Source organism: Streptomyces sp. NPDC007084, from assembly GCF_040703595.1.
In the GTDB taxonomy this organism is placed as follows: Bacteria; Actinomycetota; Actinomycetes; order Streptomycetales; family Streptomycetaceae; genus Streptomyces.
The window spans coordinates 38462-55927 of record NZ_JBEYFY010000010.1 but is presented as its reverse complement, the minus strand read 5'-3'; the positions used below and the strand labels follow the sequence as shown (position 1 = coordinate 55927).

General features: G+C 72.6%; 15 protein-coding genes and 1 pseudogene. 9 read left to right on the top strand and 7 right to left on the bottom strand.

Going from position 1 to position 17466, the window contains the following annotated elements; translation table 11 throughout:
* The first annotated feature begins 41 nt into the window (after positions 1–41).
* Positions 42–1277 (top strand): sensor histidine kinase, encoded by a 1236-nt coding sequence (locus AB0912_RS11790; RefSeq protein WP_366698312.1) that lies wholly within the window; start codon positions 42–44, stop codon positions 1275–1277.
* The gene (locus AB0912_RS11785; RefSeq protein ID WP_366698310.1) at positions 1274–1939 is read left to right on the top strand and encodes a response regulator transcription factor; all 666 of its coding nucleotides are present in this window, start codon (positions 1274–1276) and stop codon (positions 1937–1939) included. The genes AB0912_RS11790 and AB0912_RS11785 overlap by 4 nt, the downstream gene beginning before the upstream one ends.
* On the opposite strand, the gene AB0912_RS11780 is transcribed toward AB0912_RS11785, so the two are convergent.
* Both AB0912_RS11780 and AB0912_RS11775 read right to left on the bottom strand, forming a co-directional pair.
* Positions 1900–2238, bottom strand: coding sequence for a DUF6332 family protein (locus AB0912_RS11780; RefSeq protein WP_366698308.1), 339 nt, complete (start codon positions 2236–2238; stop codon positions 1900–1902). The genes AB0912_RS11785 and AB0912_RS11780 overlap by 40 nt on opposite strands.
* A 184-nt stretch (positions 2239–2422) precedes the next feature.
* A complete protein-coding gene (locus AB0912_RS11775) occupies positions 2423–3904 on the bottom strand; it encodes an MFS transporter (protein ID WP_366698306.1) in 1482 nt (493 codons plus the stop codon).
* A gap of 85 nt (positions 3905–3989) precedes the next feature.
* Here AB0912_RS11775 and AB0912_RS11770 point away from each other — a divergent pair, with 85 nt between their 5' ends.
* Complete coding sequence (locus AB0912_RS11770; protein ID WP_366698304.1) at positions 3990–4403, top strand: MarR family transcriptional regulator; 414 nt, start codon at positions 3990–3992, stop codon at positions 4401–4403.
* A gap of 234 nt (positions 4404–4637) precedes the next feature.
* On the opposite strand, the gene AB0912_RS11765 is transcribed toward AB0912_RS11770, so the two are convergent.
* Positions 4638–5840, bottom strand: a complete 1203-nt coding sequence (locus AB0912_RS11765) for an MFS transporter (protein ID WP_366698302.1) — start codon at positions 5838–5840, stop codon at positions 4638–4640.
* Between the two features lie 178 nt (positions 5841–6018).
* Positions 6019–7464 carry a glyceraldehyde-3-phosphate dehydrogenase gene (locus tag AB0912_RS11760; RefSeq protein WP_366698300.1) on the bottom strand — a complete coding sequence of 482 codons (1446 nt, stop codon included), beginning with the start codon at positions 7462–7464 and terminating at the stop codon, positions 6019–6021.
* 492 nt (positions 7465–7956) lie between these two features.
* Between AB0912_RS11760 and AB0912_RS11755 the strand changes: the two genes are divergently transcribed.
* On the top strand, positions 7957–9096 hold the full coding sequence (locus tag AB0912_RS11755; RefSeq protein ID WP_366698298.1) for a GNAT family N-acetyltransferase: 1140 nt from the start codon (positions 7957–7959) through the stop codon (positions 9094–9096).
* Positions 9097–9183: 87 nt separating this feature from the next.
* Here AB0912_RS11755 and AB0912_RS11750 read toward each other — a convergent pair whose 3' ends face one another.
* Positions 9184–9963, bottom strand: coding sequence for a DeoR/GlpR family DNA-binding transcription regulator (locus AB0912_RS11750; protein ID WP_366698296.1), 780 nt, complete (start codon positions 9961–9963; stop codon positions 9184–9186).
* Between the two features lie 121 nt (positions 9964–10084).
* Between AB0912_RS11750 and AB0912_RS11745 the strand changes: the two genes are divergently transcribed.
* The 3 genes from AB0912_RS11745 (at position 10085) to AB0912_RS11735 (ending at position 13597) form a co-directional block, all read left to right on the top strand.
* On the top strand, positions 10085–10966 hold the full coding sequence (locus tag AB0912_RS11745) for a sugar isomerase (RefSeq protein ID WP_366698294.1): 882 nt from the start codon (positions 10085–10087) through the stop codon (positions 10964–10966).
* Between the two features lie 34 nt (positions 10967–11000).
* Entirely contained in the window at positions 11001–11864 is an 864-nt protein-coding gene (locus AB0912_RS11740) for a class II fructose-bisphosphate aldolase (RefSeq protein ID WP_366698292.1), read from the top strand.
* A gap of 503 nt (positions 11865–12367) precedes the next feature.
* Positions 12368–13597 carry an MAB_1171c family putative transporter gene (locus AB0912_RS11735; protein WP_366698290.1) on the top strand — a complete coding sequence of 410 codons (1230 nt, stop codon included), beginning with the start codon at positions 12368–12370 and terminating at the stop codon, positions 13595–13597.
* Between the two features lie 144 nt (positions 13598–13741).
* On the opposite strand, the pseudogene AB0912_RS11730 reads toward AB0912_RS11735, so the two are convergent.
* Both AB0912_RS11730 and AB0912_RS11725 read right to left on the bottom strand, forming a co-directional pair.
* Positions 13742–13843, bottom strand: a pseudogene (locus tag AB0912_RS11730) (NAD-binding protein); the annotation flags it as partial.
* A gap of 265 nt (positions 13844–14108) precedes the next feature.
* A complete protein-coding gene (locus AB0912_RS11725) occupies positions 14109–15263 on the bottom strand; it encodes a methyltransferase (protein WP_366698288.1) in 1155 nt (384 codons plus the stop codon).
* 59 nt (positions 15264–15322) lie between these two features.
* On the opposite strand from AB0912_RS11725, the gene AB0912_RS11720 reads away from it, so the two are divergent.
* Complete coding sequence (locus tag AB0912_RS11720; RefSeq protein ID WP_366698528.1) at positions 15323–15979, top strand: alpha-ketoglutarate-dependent dioxygenase AlkB; 657 nt, start codon at positions 15323–15325, stop codon at positions 15977–15979.
* A 209-nt stretch (positions 15980–16188) separates the two neighbouring features.
* Positions 16189–17427: an ROK family protein gene (locus AB0912_RS11715; RefSeq protein WP_366698286.1), complete on the top strand. Its 1239-nt coding sequence runs from the start codon at positions 16189–16191 to the stop codon at positions 17425–17427.
* The last annotated feature ends 39 nt before the right edge of the window (positions 17428–17466 follow it).

Sequence of the window (17466 nt, the reverse complement as noted above, 5' to 3'; positions counted from 1 at the left end):
GCGGACGCCGGGGGCGGGTGTGGGCGTCTAGCGTGGCCGTCATGGAAGAGCAGCGCACGGCCGCGGCCCCGGCGCGGGGCGGGCCGCCCCGGCGGTGGCACGGGCCGCCCGGCTGGGGCCGCTGGAGCGACGAGGAGCGCGGCGCGCGGTGGCCGTGGCGTTCCACGCTGCTGGTCACCGTCTTCGTGCTGCTCGGCTCGGCGTTCGCGGCCCACGCGCAGCAGGGTGACCGGCTCGGCCTGGACGTCCTCGCGCGCGTCCTGCTGGTGGCGGGCTCCGGGCTGCTGCTGTGGCGGCAGCGGTACCCGGTGGTGGTCGCGTTCGGCGCAGCCGTGGTCGCCCTCGTCTACATCGCCGCCGGCTACCCGTACGGGCCGGTCTTCCTGCCGGTGGCCGTGGGCTGTTTCAGCGCGGTCGTGGCCGGTCACCGCAAGGCCGCCTGGACGGCGATCGGGCTGCTGTGGGCGGGACATCTGCTGGTCTCCCACTGGCTCTACCGTTGGCTGCCGCCCGCGGGGGACGGCCCGGCCCCCTGGGTCCAGGAGGCCGGCGTCGCGACCTGGGTGGTGGCGGTCGTGGCACTGTCGGAACTGTTCCGGGCGCGCCGTGAGCAGTGGGCCCGCGAACGTGCCGAGAGGGCCCAGGCGGCCCGGCGGCGCGCGGACGAGGAGCGGCTGCGGATCGCCCGCGAACTGCACGACGTACTCGCCCACAGCATCTCGGTCATCAACGTCCAGGCCGGTGTGGGCCTCGCGCTGCTCGACTCCGACCCCGAGCAGGCGCGGACCGCGCTCACCACCATCAAGACGGCCAGCAAGGAGGCGCTCGGCGAGGTCCGCCAGGTGCTCGGCGCCCTGCGCGCCCCGGGTGAGGCGCCCCGCGCTCCGGCGCCGGGACTCGACCGGCTTCCCGAACTGGTCGAGCAGGCGGCGCGCGCCGGTCTGGCGGTCGACGTCCGGGGCGAGGCGCCCGAGTCCGCGCCCGGCACCGATCTGGCGGCGTTCCGTATCGTGCAGGAGGCCCTCACCAACGTCGTACGGCACTCGGGGTCGCGGCAGGCGCGGGTGCGGCTCGATCACGCGGAGGGCGTGCTGCGGCTGACGGTGGACGATGACGGGCCGGCCACCGGCGTGGACGCGGGCGGGAGCGGCAACGGGCTCGCCGGGATGCGGGAGCGGGCGGCGGCCCTCGGGGGCACGATCGAGGCGGGGCCGCGCGACGACGGAGGGTTCCGTGTGCTGGCGGTGCTGCCGTGGCAGGCCAAGGAGGACCGGTGATCCGCGTACTGCTCGCCGACGACCAGTCGTTGGTCAGGGCCGGGTTCAAGGCGCTGCTCGACGCGCAGCCCGACATCGAGGTGGCCGGGGAGGCCGCCGACGGAGAGCAGGCGCTGCGTTCGGTACGTGAACTGCGCCCCGACGTCGTCCTGATGGACATCCGTATGCCCGTACTGGACGGTCTCGCGGCGACCCGGCGCATCACCGGTGATCCGGGGCTGCGGGACGTCAAGGTGGTCATGCTCACCACCTTCGAACTGGACGAGTACGTCTTCGAGGCGATCCGGTCCGGTGCCTCCGGCTTCCTCGTCAAGGACACCGAGCCCGACGAACTCCTGCGCGCCGTAAGGGCGGTGGTCGGCGGTGACGCGCTGCTCTCGCCCGGGGTGACCCGGCGGCTGATCGCCGAGTTCGCGGCGCGCTCCAAGGAACCCGACTCGGTCGCCTCGCTCACCGGACTCACCGACCGGGAGCGCGAGGTGATGGCGCTCGTCGGCATCGGCCTCTCGAACGACGAGATCGCCCGCCGGCTGGTCGTCAGCCCGCTCACCGCCAAGACCCACGTCAGCCGGACGATGGTGAAGCTGGGCGCCCGCGACCGCGCCCAACTGGTCGTCCTCGCCTATGAGTCGGGCCTGGTGCGCCCCGGCTGGCTGGGCTGAGCGGAGGGCGCCGCACCGCCGCGGAACCGCCACAGTACGGTGGCCACCCGGAGGGCGAAGAGCGCGGCGGCCAGGACACCGCCCGAGGTGACGAGCGCCCGTACGGCACCCCGCGACAGGTCCAGGAAGAGGGCGGGGCCTGCGACCACCCCGAAGGCGACGGCGGCGAGGAACGCCGCGCTGGCCAGGGCGTATCCGATCTCCACCGTGACCGCGTCCCGCTGTGCCTGGCTGCGCCGGCCGCCGGTGTCCTCCGCGACGGGTCGGTAACCGTCCAGGGAATCCCCGTTGTTGCTCATTCTCCGAGTCAACAGGGCGGTGTCCGGCGGGGCAAGGGCCCGCCGGACACCGCGTCCGGTCCAGTGCGTTCCTGTCCTGCCCTGCCCGGCCCAGTCCTGTCCGACTCAGACTGGTTCAGACTGTTTCATACAGGTTCGGCAGCGTACGAGTTACGAGTCGTTCGGCCCGGGCGCCGGTCAGGTGCTAGTCGGCGACCGTCACGGTCTCCTGTTCCGACTTCTTCGTCAGGGACCCGGCGACGACGACGGACTCCTGGGGGCGGCGGGTGCGCAGGCCCGGCAGGGTGATCAGCAGCCCCGCGAGGGCGATGCCGGTCACCACCATCAGGCCGGGGCGGTAGCTGTTCAGGACGGCCTGGGGCGAGGAGCCGTCCGAGGCGTTCGCGGTGACGGCCGCCGTCACGACGGCGAGGAAGATCGCGCCGCCGACCTGGACCGAGGTGTTCAGCAGACCGGAGACCATGCCCTGCTCGTGGTCGTCCACGCCGTTGGTCGCCTGGATGTTGAGCGACGGGAAGACCAGGGCGCAAGCGGCGCCGATCAGCAGCATGGTCGGCAGGATGACCGACGCGTAGGCGGGGTGGAGGTCGACGCGGAGGAACAGCGCGTAGCCCGCGACCATCAGGGTGAAGCCCGTCGCGATGAGCCGGGGTGTGCCGAACCGGTCGACGACGGCACCCACCGACGTGGAGGACAGCGCCACGAGCGCGCCGGCCGGCAGGAAGGCGAGCGCGGTGTGCAGGGCCGACCAGCCCAGCAGCGACTGCATGTACAGCGTCACCAGGAACTGGAAGCCGACGTACGAGCCGAAGAACGCCATCGCGCCGAGCTGGGCCCGGACCTGGCTGCCGGAACGCAGCACGCCCAGCCGGATCAGCGGACTCGGACTGCGCCGCTCCACGCCGACGAAGACGGTGAGCAGGACGGCGACGGCGGCGAAGGACAGCAGCGTGCGGGCCGAGCCCCAGCCGGCCTCGGGTGCCTGGACGACGGTGAAGACGAGCAGCAGCATCGAGGCGGTGCCCAGGATGGCGCCGGGGATGTCGTAGCCGTCGTGGTTCTTCTCGCGGTCGCTGCGCGGGATGAGCTTCAGGCCCGCGAACAGGGCGAGGAGGGCGATCGGGGCGGGCAGCAGCATGGTCAGCCGCCAGCTCGCCTCGGTGAGCAGGCCGGACAGGACGAGGCCCATGGAGAAGCCGGTGGCCGCGCAGGTGGTGTAGATGGAGAGCGCGCGGTTGCGCAGCGGGCCCTCGGCGAAGGTCGTGGTGATGATCGACAGTCCCGCGGGTGCGGTGAACGCGGCGCTCAGGCCCTTGACGAAGCGGCTGGCGATGAGCAGCGGCCCGGAGTCCACGAGGCCGCCGAGCACCGACGCGAGCGCGAAGACCGCGAGCGCCACCAGGAAGACCTGGCGGCGGCCGAGCAGGTCGGCGGTGCGTCCGCCGAGGAGGAGCAGTCCGCCGTATCCCAGGATGTAGCCGCTGACGACCCACTGGAGCGTGGCGGTGGAGAGGTCGAGTTCGGAACCGATGGACGGCAGGGCGACGCCGACCATCGACACGTCGAGGGCGTCCAGGAACATCGCGGCGCAGAGCACGAGCAGGGTGCCCCACAGCCGTGGGGTCCAGTGTTCCTGGGGCGCGGGACGGGTGAGCGGAGAAGTCATGCGCCAGAGATTACATGCACGCGCATTCAATGCAAGAGCATTTAATGACGGTGCAATAAAGCGGGTTCTTTGCTACCGTGCGCCCATGGCGGCGACGCATGCCGAGCAAGGGCTCGTGAACCAGTGGCGCGACATCCTCGCGGTGCACGCCCGCACCCTGTGCGAACTCGACCGTGAACTGCACCGGCACGGCCTGGGGGCCAGCGACTTCGAGGTGCTCGACGTCCTCGCGGCCTCCACCGCGGCGGACGGCGGTTCCTCCTACCGCGTGCAGGAGATCGCCGAGCGGGTCCATCTGAGCCAGAGCGCGCTGTCCCGGCTGGTCGGCCGCCTGGAGAAGGACGGCCTGGTGGCACGCGGGATGTGCGCTGAGGACCGGCGGGGCGTACGGGTCTGCCTCACCGCCAAGGGCCGTCGGCTCCACGGCGAGGTACTGCCGTTGCAGCGCGCCGTCCTGGCCCGCATGCTGACGCCGGAGTCGGCGGGCCCTCACGACTGACGGGCCCCGGCGACCGGGGGGTCCCATGCGGCTGATGGGCGCCGGCGACCGGGGGTCCCGCGCGGCTGATGGGCGCCTTCGTGGCGGGCGACGCGCGTCTCGCCGCCCCTCCGGGGGGCTCGGGGTCCTCGGACCAAACATCGGGGTCCTCGGACCAAACATCGGGGTCCTCGGATCAAACATCGGGGCCCTCGGGCCAAACATCGGGTATCTCGGGCCCAAGGGGACCGGCGCTCAGCCCACCGCGACCCGGCGCGTCGCGAAGCCGATCAGCGCGGCCACCGCCGCGAGCGCGGCGACGCTGGTCAGGGCCGTCGGCAGTGAGTACCAGTCGGCCATGAACCCGATCGCGGGCGGCCCGAGCAGCATGCCCCCGTAGCCGAGGGTGGAGGCGACGGCGATGCCGCTCGCTCCGGCGAGCGCGCCGGCCCGTTCAATCGCGACGGGGAAGATGTTGGCGAGACCGAGGCCGGTGACCGCGAAGCCGAGCAGCGCCACCCATACGGACGGGGCGAGTGAGCCCAGCAGCATGCCGAGAGCCGCCGTCGTGCCGCCGGCCACCAACGTACGGGTGCGGCCCAGTCGTTCGAGCAGTGTCGTCCCGCTCAGCCGGCCGATCGTCATGGCCAGCGCGAAACAGGAATAGCCGGCCGCCGCGATCCCGGGGTGCGCCTCCAGGTCCTGCTCCAGGTGCAGCGCGCCCCAGTCGGCGAGCGCGCCCTCGCCGTACGCCGTGCACAGGGCGATCAGGCCGAAGACCACGACGAGACCCCGGGTGCGTCCAGCCAAGCGCCGCGGTGCCGTCCGGTCGTCGCTGCGCGGCCGGTCCGGCGGCGCGGGCATGTCGTACCGCAGCAGGGCGGGCCCGGCGAGAGCGGTCACGAGCAGGCCGAGGAGGGCGAGGGCGAGCAGGTGCCGGGTGGGGGACAGATGGGCGGCGACCAGGCCGCCGAGCCCGGCTCCGAGCATCCCGCCCAGACTGAACGCCGCGTGGAAACTGGGCATCACCGGGCGCCGCAGCGCGGCCACGAGATCGACGGCCGCGCTGTTCATGGCGACGTTGATCCCGCCGTAGGCCATGCCGAACACGAGGAGGACGGCGCCCAGCGCGGCGGCCGAGTGGGTGAGCGGAGGCAGGACGACGCTGAGGCAGAGCAGGACGGCGCAGGCGAGGGTGACCTGACGGCTGCCGTAGCGGCGGCAGAGCCGCCCGGTGAAGACCATGGTCACGACCGCCCCGGCGGAGACGCCGAGCAGGGCGAGGCCGAGCGCGCTGGCCGAGGCTCCGGTCTGCCCCTTCACGGCCGGGATGCGCACGACCCACCCGGCGAAGATGAAGCCGTCGAGGGCGAAGAACGCGGTGATCGCGACGCGGAGCCTGGTGAGGGAGGGGTCCGGCACGACGCTGTGCGGGAGGGTTTTGTTTATTGGCGGCACAAATTCACGTTAGGCCGGTGTTCCGCTCAGGGCAAGGGACCGGACCTCGCGCTCACCGGCGTCTCCGTGCTCACCCGGCGACCCTACGGTCATCGGCGCCTCCCCTCCGGTCACCGGGAACCCCGCGGCTCGCCGTCCCCTTGCGCCGGGACGGCGAGCCGCGGTCCTACCGGCGGGGTCAGGCCGCCGGAGCCGGGTACGTCGGGTACTCCACTCCCGAGACGTGCTGCACGACGCGGATGACCTGGCAGGAGTAGCCGAACTCGTTGTCGTACCAGAGGTAGAGGATCGCGTTGTCGCCGTCGACCTTGGTGGCGCCCGCGTCGACGATCGAGGCGTGGCGCGAGCCGATGAAGTCGCTCGACACCGCGTCGGGCGCGCTGGTGAAGTCGATCTGGCGCTTGAGCGGCGAGGTCAGCGAGACCTCGCGCAGGTGGTCGAGGACCTCCTCGCGGGTGGTCTCGCGGCCCAGGCGCAGGCTGAGGATCGCGATCGACACATCCGGCACCGGCACCCGGATCGAGCTGCCGGTGATCGGGGCATCGAGGTCGGGGAGCGCCTTGGCGACGGCGGAGGCGGCGCCGGTCTCGGTGATGACCATGTTGAGCGGCGCGGAGCGGCCCCGGCGGTCGGAGCTGTGGTAATTGTCCAGCAGGTTCTGGTCGTTGGTGAACGAGTGGACCGTCTCCACATGGCCGCGCAGCACGCCGTACTCGTCCGCCATCGCCTTCAGCGGCGGCACGATCGCGTTGGTCGTGCAGGAGGCGCAGGACAGGATCCGCTCGTCCGGCTTGATCATGTCGTGGTTGACGCCGTGCACGATGTTCGGGACGTCGCCCTTGCCCGGCGCGGTCAGTACGACCTTGTCGATGCCGGGGCGCAGGTGGTTCGACAGGCCCGCGCGGTCGCGCCACTTGCCGGTGTTGTCGATCAGGATGGCGTCGCGGATGCCGTACGCCGTGTAGTCGACCTGGGAGGGGTCGTCGGCGTAGATCACCTTGATCTCGTTGCCGTTGGCGATGATCGTGCTGTTCGCCTCGTCGACGGTGATCGTGCCCTGGAACTGGCCGTGGATGGAGTCGCGGCGCAGCAGCGAGGCGCGCTTGACGATGTCCTGGGCGCCGCCGCGGCGGACGACGACGGCGCGCAGCCGCAGGCCGTTGCCGGAGCCGGTCTTCTCGATGAGCAGGCGGGCGAGGAGGCGGCCGATGCGGCCGAAGCCGTAGAGGACGACGTCGCGTCCCTCCCGGCGCTCGATCTTGTTGTCGCCCGTGGCACCGGCGACCGCCTCGGCGGTGAACTCCTCGACCGACAGGCCGCGGTCGTCCGCCCGGTAGGTCGCCGCGAGCATCCCGAGGTCGATCTGCGACGGCCCCAGGTCCAGCGTGCTGAGCGTCCGCAGGAACGGCAGCGTATCGGTGACCGACAGCTCCTCCCCGGCGATCTGCCGGGCGAAGCGGTGGGTCTTGAGAATGCTGACCACTGACTTGTTCACCAGGGAACGGCTGTGCAGGAGGATCGTGACGTCCTGCTCCCGGTGCAGCCGGCCGATGATCGGGATCATCGACTCCGCTATCTCTTCGCGAGTCTTCCAGTTGGTGAACGCGTCGTCATTGACAGTCACAGAATCATCTTTCGAGCTAGGTGGCGCTCATATGCTAACCCGCCCCTCGGTGGTGATCGTTCACGCGGTGTCCACCCGTGCGGAACCCGGGACTCTGGACTCTTTCGTTGCGGTAGGCACCCTTGACAGCGTGCGTACTGTTTCGCGACGTTTGAGCCCCGCCGTTCGCTTCGGATCTCGGCGCTCGACCTGGGGGGCGAGCCGCGGTCCGGCGCGACCGGCGGAAATCAGAAAAGTGGCGGGACGCGGACAGCGCGTCACGGGGGGAGCTGTCGCCCATGCGATCCATCAACGATGATCCACACGCCCTGACGTCCTGCGGTGTGACGTCCTGCGGTGTGACGTCCTGCGGTGTGACGTCCTGTGTAGTGACGGCCGGTGCACTGACATCCTGTGTACTGACGGTTTGTGTAGTGACGGCCTGCGTTGTGACGGCCGGTGTCGTGGCCGGTGCGTCTTGCGCGGCGCCCACCGAAGGGCGGCTGGTCTGAGGTGGAGATCACCAACCACAGACTCGACGGCCTGAGTCTCCCGCTGCGCGCGGCCTGGCACCGGGCGATGGACGAGTCGCCCGAGTACGCCAACCCGTTCCTGGCACCGGAGTTCGCGGCCGGGGTCGCCAGGTTCCGCAACGGCACCCGGGTCGCCGTCCTGCGCGAACACGGCGAGCCCGTCGGCTTCCTGCCCTACGAGCGCGGCGCCCTCGGCGTCGGCAGAGCCGTCGGCCTCGGACTCTCCGACTGCCAGGCCCTCGTGCACAGACCCGGGGTCACCTGGGACGCCCAGGAGGTGCTGCGCGCCTGCGGGCTGTCCATCTTCGAGTTCGACCATCTCGTGGAGGAGCAGCGGCCGTTCGGCCGGTTCGTCACGGGCACGTTCGCCTCCCCAGTGGTCGACCTGAAGCCGGGCGACAGCGGCTATCCGGAGTGGCTGCGCGGCGCCTACCCGGGCCAGGCCAAGACGACCCTGAAGAAGGAGCGGCGGCTCGCCCGGGACGTGGGGGAGGTGCGGTTCGTCTTCGACGAGCGCGACCCCCGGATGCTGCGCACGCTCATGCGCTGGAAGTCCGCCCAGTACCGCAGGACCGGACGGATGGACCGGTTCGCCCGGCCCTGGATCGTCGGTCTGGTGGACCACCTCTTCGACGTCCGCGAGGAGCACTTCACCGGCGTGCTGTCCGTCCTCTACGCCGGGGACCGGCCGGTCGCCGCCCACTTCGGACCCCGGTCCCGCGGCGTCCTCGCGGCCTGGTTCACGGCGTACGACCCGGAGTTCCACCGCTACTCGCCCGGCCTGATGATGCATCTGCGCACCGCCGAGGCGGCCGGACGCAACGGCGTCAGCGTGCTGGACCTCGGCCGGGGCGACAAGGAGTACAAGGACTGGCTCAAGACCCGCGAGCTGCGGGTGGCCGAGGGCTTCGCCTACCGCCCCCATCCCGTCGCGGCGGCGCACCGGCTGTGGCGCAGGCCCGTGCGGGGCCTGCGGAACACGGTCCTCGCCCATCCCGAGCTGCGCGACCCGGCCGACCGGCTCCTCAAGACCGTCGGCACCCTGCGCGCGTCCCGGCGGCCGCGGTCCGGCGCGGTGAACCGGGCGGAGTGGACAGGCGGAGCCGACTCAACCGACTGAGCCGATGGAGGGGCGGAGCGGGTGGAGGGGCTGGGCGGAGCGGGCTGAGGGGCTGAGAGGGCTGGGCGGACGGAGTGGGCCCGGGTGTCAGACGGTGACGACCTCGACGCCCGCCTCCTCGAACTGCCGCACGGTCGCCGGCGCCACCGCCGTGTCCGTGACGAGCGTGCCCACCGCCTCGGCCGCGCAGATCCGGGCGAACGCGCGCCGGCCGAGCTTGCTGGAGTCGGCGGCGACGATCACGCGTTCGGCGCGCTCGCACAGCAGCCGGTTGATCGCCGCCTCCGCCTCGTCGTGCGCGGCGGCGCCGTGGGCCGCGTCGAAGGCGACCACGCCGAGCACCGCCACGTCGAGGGTGATCTGACCGAGCACGCCGTCCGCGAGGGGGCCGATCAGCTCGTAGGACTGGGGCCGGGCCACCCCACCGGTGACCACGATCTTGAACTGCGGGCGCACGGCCAGCTCGTTGGCGATGTTCAGGGCGTTCGTGACCACGGTGAGCGCGGGGGAGCCGTCCGCCAGGTCCGGGCGCACCGCCAGGGCGCGGGCCACCTCGGTCGTGGTCGTGCCGCCGGTGAGCCCTACCGCCTCGCCCGGCGCGATGAGCCCGGCCACCGCCTCGGCCACGCGCTGCTTCTCCGAGGCGCGCCGGGCGGTCTTGTAGCGCAACGGCAGTTCGTACGACACCCCGTGGACGACCGCGCCGCCCCGGGTGCGGACCAGCATCTGCTGCTCGGCGAGCTGGTCGAAGTCGCGCCGGATGGTCGCCGCCGACACCTCCAGCAGCGTCGCCGCCTCCTCGACATCCAGGCGGCCCCGCTCCACCAGCAGTTCCAGCAGCGCCTTCCAACGGGCGTCGCGCGACATCCGCCTCTCCCTTGCTCGATCCTCCGCGACCTTAGCGCACCCCACCTCATCCCAAATGCTTGATTGTGCTTGAAAGATCGCTATATCTTGCAGGAACAAGCATCACTGGGAGGGGTACGGCATGACCTATGTCGAGGACGAGCTGAGCAGCCAGCCGGAGTGCTGGATCCGCGCCGCCGAGGAGGCCGCCGGACACCGGGCCGCGCTGCCCGCGGCGGGGGAGCGGGTGGCCATCGTGGGATGCGGCACCTCGTACTTCATGGCACAGGCCGCGGCCGCCCTGCGCGAGGGGGCCGGACAGGGCGAGACGGACGCCTTCGCCGCCTCCGAGTACCCGCACGGCCGCTCCTACGACCGCGTGATCGCGCTCACCCGCTCCGGGACGACCACCGAGGTCCTGGAACTGCTCGGACGGCTGCGCGGGCAGACCCGGACGACCGCCGTCACCGCCGACCCGGACACCCCGGTGATGAAGTCGGCAAACGACGTGGTCGTACTCGATTTCGCCGACGAACGGTCCGTCGTGCAGACGCGGTTCGCGACCACCGCGCTCACCCTGCTCCGGGCCCACCTCGGCCTGCACACGGACACCGTCGTCGCCGACGCGCGCACCGCGCTGGACACACCGCTGCCCGAAGGGCTCGTCGGCTGCGCCCAGTTCACCTTCCTCGGCCGCGGCTGGACGGTCGGCCTCGCCAACGAGGCCGGACTCAAGATGCGCGAGGCATCCCTCGCCTGGACCGAGGCCTACCCGGCCATGGAGTACCGGCACGGCCCCATCAGCGTCACCACCCACGGCACCGCCACCTGGATGCTCGGCGAAGCACCCGACGGGCTGGCCGAACAGGTCCGCTCGACCGGCGCGTTGTGGATCGACGGCGCCCTCGACCCGCTGGCCGAACTCGTCCGCGCCCAGCGCCTCGCCGTGGCCGTCGCCGCCGCCAAGGGCCTGGACCCCGACCAACCCCGCCACCTCACCCGCTCCGTCATCCTCGGCGACTGACACCCGCTCACCCACCCCTGGAAAAGGAGCAGTTGTGCCCCTCGCAGCAACCGGTGAGCTGGTCGCCCGGGCAGCGGCGGCGCGGACCGCCGTCGCCGCGTTCAACGTCATCACCCTGGAGCACGTCGAAGCCGTCATCGCGGGGGCGGAGTCCGCCGCCGCGCCCGTCGTCCTCCAGGTCAGCGAGAACGTCGTCACCTACCGCTACGGCCGGCTGCTCCCGCTGGCCCGCGCCGCCACCGCCGCCGCCGAACGGGCCTCGGTGCCCGTCGCGTTGCACCTCGACCACGTCCAGAGCGACGACCTGCTGCGCCAGGCGCCCGCCGCCGGGTTCAGCTCCGTGATGTACGACGCGTCCCGTCTGCCCTACGCGGAGAACCTCACCGCCACCCGCGCCGCCGCCGACTGGGCGCACGCCCAAGGGCTGTGGATCGAGGCCGAGTTGGGCGAGGTGGGTGGCAAGAACGGCGAGCCGCCGCGCGACGCGCACGCACCCGGCGCCCGCACCGGACCCGGCGAGGCGCGCGCCTTCGTCGCCGACTCCGGGGTGGACGCCCTCGCCGTGGCCATCGGCAGCTCGCACGCGATGACCACCCGCACGGCCGCCCTTGACCACGGCCTGCTCAAGCAGTTGACCGCCTCGCTCGACGTCCCGCTCGTCCTGCACGGTTCCTCCGGGGTGCCGGACGGCGAACTGCGCGCGGCCGTCGAGGGCGGCATCGCCAAGGTCAACGTCGGCACCGCGCTCAACATCGCGATGACCGGCGCCATCCGGGAGTTCCTGGCGGCGCATCCCGAGGCCGTCGACTCGCGGAAGTACCTCAGCGTGGGACGCGAGGCCATGGCGCGGACGGTGGCGGAATTCATCGGCGTACTGCGGGGCTCCGGCGAGGCCTAGCCGGGACAGGCCCTGACGGGCCGGGAAACACGGCGCCCTGACGGGCGGCGACCATGACGGACGGGGCCTCCCGCCGCTCGGGTGACCTTCACCACGGGCCGGCGGGAGGCCCTTTCGCATGCCCGGCCGGGGGACCGAGTTCCGTGTGCGGGCGTTCGCACGGGTGACAACGTGGCTAGTGTGAACAAGTATGGGAGAAGGCCGAAAAGGGCACGGCGCCTTCGCGCGTGAGGCACCCTTCGGGAGGCCTCTCGGGGAGGCCTCCCCGTGCCCCGTTGACGCGAGGAGCAGGAGTTGGCGGTGATGCGCAGGGGGCGGAGCCGGCGCCGGGCCGAGAACCGGGGGGTGGTGCCGGGGGGTTGTTCGGTGGCCGGTTTCCGCACATCGGGAGAGCGGGCTGCGCGCCCGCGTGCCGGTGACTCCAGTGAACCGGCGCCGGCCGTCCCGGAGCTGGTTCGCGGGTCGCGTACGACGTTCACGCGCCGAAGGTCCGTGGGCCCGGCGTGAGCGGATTGATCTACTATCTGGCCGCCGCCGTCCTGTGGACAGGGCTGGCGGCGCAACTCCCCGATTTGTGGCGCCACTGGCGAGACCCCCTCAAGCGGGCCTTCTGCGCGGTCATCTTCCTGTCGGGACTCTGCTTCGTGCTCGGCGCACCGCCCACCGTGGCGCTGGTCAACGGGACGACGGGCATTCCCAACGTGGCCGCCCCCCTCACCTACGGAACGGTGACCGCCTTCAGCGCGGCATCCCTCATCCTCATCGTGCACTGGCGGGGCACCGACCCCGTCCGGGTACACCGGACCGCGCGTGTCTGGATGTTCAGCTACCTGGCAGTGATCGCCTCCCTCGGCATCCTGTTCACCCTGGGCGACGCGCCCGTCGAGCGCCGCGCGGACTTCGACACCTACTACGCCTCGACACCGTTCATCCGCGAGATGATCGTGCTGTACCTGGTCGCCTACCTGGTGGCCGCCGTGACGACGACCCTGCTCTGCTGGCGCTGGACCCGCCAGGTCAGACGTTGGACCCGTGCGTCGCTGGCCCTGCTTGTGCTGGGTTGGCTGTTCATCAGTGCCTACGGAGTCGTCAAGTTCGTCGCGCTGACCGCCCACTGGCTCGGGCACGGCTGGGACGGCCTCAGCACCAGCGTGGCCCCGCTGGTCGCCGTCGGCGCCTGCCTCGCCTCGGCGGGCTACATCCTCCCCGTCATCGGACCACGCATCGACTCGGCGATCACCTTCGTGCGGCTGCGCCCCCTGTTCCGGCTGCTCGCCGGGCCCGCCGGCGGCAGACGGCCGGTCACCCCGCTGTCGTGGCGGACGATCGGCGACGTCGATCTGCGGCTCACCGCGCGCGAGACTGCCATCCGTGACGGCCTCAAGCGGCTCTCCGGGCACCTCGACGACCAGGTCCGGCTCCGCGCCTACCGGGAGGCTCTGGCCGCCGGGTTCAGTGTCGCCGACGCCGAGGTCGTCGGCATGGCCGCGATGGTCGCCGTCGCCGCGCTCGCCGACGCCCCGTCCCGCCGCGCCGGGCCGGGAACGGTCGGCATCACGGTCGGCGACCTCGACGTGGTCGTGTCGGTCGCCGCGGTCGCACGGCGTTCCGCCTCCCGCGCCCGCACGCTGGACACGGCTCAGCCGTCGCTGCTGAGCCTGTCGCGAGCGGTGCGCACCCCGATCGTCGACGCGGCGGTCCAGTCACGCAGGACCACCGTCCGTCCCCTGTGAAGCCGGCCTCCTCGCCGGCGAGTCGGCGAGCGACCGGCTGAACTGCGTTACGGCAGGACGGGGTTCGGCGGATTCAGGCGCCGGTCACGGCGCGTGCCGGCCGTGCGGGAGTCGCCTCCGTGCCCATGGCCCCTCGGGCAGTTAGTCGCGTTCGACGACGGTCACCTCGTCCACGGACCCGGACAGGGCCGCGGCGGCGAGAAGACCGGCCACGCTCCCACCGATGACGACAGCGCGGCGCGACATGGTTCTCCCGATCGTCATGAACGTTGCCCTGGGCGCGAGGGCTCACCTTACGGTCGCGCTCGTCGCCGTTCACAGGAGATCGGGAGGTCCGCCGCTCGCGCCCGTCCGGAGGACCCGAAAACGTCAACTGGACCGCTGTGCAGAGTGGTTGACGTGCCCCGGGGCGCGTGACGACGGGCCGGGACCGCTGGCCCGTCTCCAAGCTGGCGGCGCCTCCAGGCCGGCAGCCCGCGGGCGTCCGTCATGGCCGCTTCCCGTCAGGGCGTTAGCCTTTGACGTCCTTCTTCACCGCCCGCAGAATCACGAACTTCGCGTCCCCCGCGACCAGTTCGCTGTTGCCGAAGAGGCGGCGCAGCTTCAGGTGGTAGCCGAGGTGGCGGTTGCCGATCACCCACAGTTCGCCGCCCGGGCGCAGCGCGGTGCGGGCGTCCGAGAACATCCGCCAGGCGGTCGTGTCCGTCGTCGCCTGGTGGGAGTGGAACGGCGGGTTGTTGAGGACGAGGTCCACGCTCCCGGCGGGCACCCCGGTCAGGCCGTCGGCGACGCGGAACTCGGCGGCTCCGTCGGCGTTCGCCCGGTAGGTGGCCTCCGCCGAGGCGACCGCCTGGAACGACTCGTCGACGAACAGCACCTCGGCCTCCGGATTGGCCAGCGCCATCGCCGTACCGACCACGCCGTTCCCGCAGCCCAGGTCCACGATCCGCTCGCCGCCCCGGCTGCGCGGCAGGTGCCGGAGGAAGAAGCGGGTGCCGATGTCGAGGCGGTCGGCGCAGAACACGCCCGCGTGGTTGACGACCGTACGGCCGGAGACGATCCCGATGTCGTCGGGGAGCCGGTAGCTGTACGGCCAGGGGTTGGCCTCCCGGGCGATCCCGGTCAGCGGGGTGCAGAAGATGAGCCGGGCCTTCTTCTCGGCCGGCGAGGTGCGGGTGGGACCGAGGATCCGCTCGAAGAGCTGGAGCGTCGAGGTGTGGATCTCCTTGACCATCCCGGTGCCGACCACGACCGTGCCCTCGTGCACCGCGGGCGCCAGCCGGCTGAGCTGGTCCTCCAGCAGGGCGAGGCTCTTGGGCACCCGGACCAGCAGCACGTCGATCCGCTCGGGCGGCGGGTCCTGGGTGGTGAGCAGCCGGACCGCGGACTCGTCGGCGCCGGCCCGCGCCAGGTTCGCCCGGGTCGCCTGCTGGGTGAGGTGGGAGTCGGTGATCTGCGTCGGCCGGGCCGCCGACAGCGCGGTGGCGAGCGCGCCCCACCGGTCGCCGGCGATTACGACCGACCCGGTCAGGGGCACCTCGCTCGCCGCGAGGTGCCGCAGCAGATAGGTGTCGGCGGCGTCCCACGCGCGCAGCCGGTCGCGGGGGTCCTCGGGGAAGCGGGCGAGCTGGTGGTCGCCCCAGGGGGTGGTCATCCGGTCGGTCATCGTGCCTCCAGGCTAAGCGACGCAGGTCGGTGCGGGTGCGCGAGGATGGAGGCATGGCGATGGACACGGAGCTGTTCCCCCGTGGCCGCCGGGAGATCGCGCCGGGCGCGGTCCACCTCCCGGACTGGCTGGACGCGGACGGTCAGCGGCGGCTCCTGGAGGACTGCCGCGGCTGGGCGCGCCCGCCGGCCGGCCTGCGCACGGTGCGGACCCCCGGCGGCGGCACGATGACCTCCCGGCAGGTGTGCCTGGGCTGGCACTGGTATCCGTACGGCTATGCCCGGACCGTCGTCGACGGCGACGGCTCCCCGGTGAAGGCGTTCCCCGACGGGCTCGGCGAGCTGGCCCGCGCCGCGGCCCGGGACGCCCTCGGCGCGGGGGTCGCGGGCTCCGACGGGCCCGCGTACGACATCGCGCTGATCAACTTCTATGACGCCGAGGCCCGCATGGGCATGCACCGGGACAGCGACGAGACCTCCGACGCCCCGGTGGTGTCCCTGAGCCTGGGCGACACCTGCGTCTTCCGGTTCGGGAACACGGAGTCCCGGACCCGGCCCTACACGGATGTCGAACTGCGCAGCGGCGACCTGTTCGTGTTCGGTGGCCCGTCCCGGCTCGCCTATCACGGTGTGCCCCGGGTGTACGCGGGCACGGCACCGCCCGAGTTGGGACTCACCGGACGGCTCAACGTCACGCTCCGGGTCAGCGGGTTCTAGACGAGCGGGTACGGGTGCGGGGGTTTCCGCCGAGCGGGTGCGGGTGCGGGGGGAGGTGGAGGTGCGGGTGCGGGTGCGCGGATGGGCGAGTTCCGGCCGGGCGGGTGCCAGACGGCCGGGCTGCCGTCCCAGCGGCACGGGTTCCCGTGCCCGGCGGGCTCCGGGGGACGGAGGCCACCGGGGGAGCGGATCATGGGAGACTCACCCTCATGAACGGCAAGGCGGGCCCCCGGACGGCGGGGGACGGGAACACGCGGACACGGCTCGACCGGGGGCGCGGGGCGCTCGGACCGGCCCTGGAACTCGTGCACACCGGGCGTGCGCCGACGCGCGCCGTGCTCACCGCCGAACTGGGCGTCACCCGGGCGACCGCGGGCGCGGTCGCCGCCGAACTGGAGGCGCTCGGGCTGATCCGCGTCGACGCCCGGCCCGGCGCCGCCGCCGGTTCCCAGGGACGCCCCTCGCACCGCCTGGAGGTCGCCGAGGACGGGCCCGTCGCCCTCGCCGCGCAGATCCACGCCGACGGGTTCCGCGCCGCGCTGGTCGGCCTCGGCGGCCGGATCGTCGCGACCGCGCCCGGCTGCGAGGCCGTCGACGCCGATCCGGCGAAGGTGCTCGGCTCGGTCGTCGAGGCCGGCGCCGACCTGCTCCGGGCGACCGGCCGCCGCTGCGTCGGCGCCGGGCTCGCCGTGCCGTCCGCTGTCGCCGAACCCGAGGGCCTCGCCCTCAACCCACTGCACCTGGCCTGGCCCGCGGGCGCCCCGGTCCGGCAGATCTTCGCCGAGCGGGTGCGCGCGGCCGGCATCGAGGGACCCGCGTTCGCCGCCAACGACGTCAACCTCGCCGCCCTCGCCGAGCACCGGCACGGAGCGGGCCGCGGCGCCCGCGACCTGCTCTGCGTGGCCACCGGCCACCGTGGCGTCGGCGGCGCGCTGGTGCTCGACGGCCGCCTGCACACCGGCAGTTCGGGCCTCGCCCTCGAAGTCGGCCACCTCACGGTGAACCCCGAGGGCCGCCCCTGCCACTGCGGCAGCCGCGGCTGCCTCGACGTCGAGGCCGACCCGCTGGCCTTCCTCACCGCCGCGGGCCGCGTCCCCGGCCCCGAGATGTCACTGCTCCAGCAGTCCAACGAGCTGATCCGCGACGAGTACGCCGACCCGTCCGTCCGCCGGGCCACCGAGGCGCTCATCGACCGCCTCGGCCTCGGCCTCGCCGGTCTCGTCAACATCCTCAACCCGGACCGCATCATCCTCGGCGGCCTCCACCGGAGCCTGCTCGACGCCGACCCGGACCGGCTGCGTGCCGTCGTCGCCGACCGCAGTCTGTGGGGCCGCAGCGGCGTGGTGCCCATCCTGGCCTGCACCCTGGACCACAACAGCCTCGTGGGAGCGGCCGAGTTGGCCTGGCAGCCGGTCCTGGACGACCCGCTGACCGCCCTGGCCGCCTGACCCGGGCCCGGTAGCAGGAGACTGCCCGGCCCGACCGGC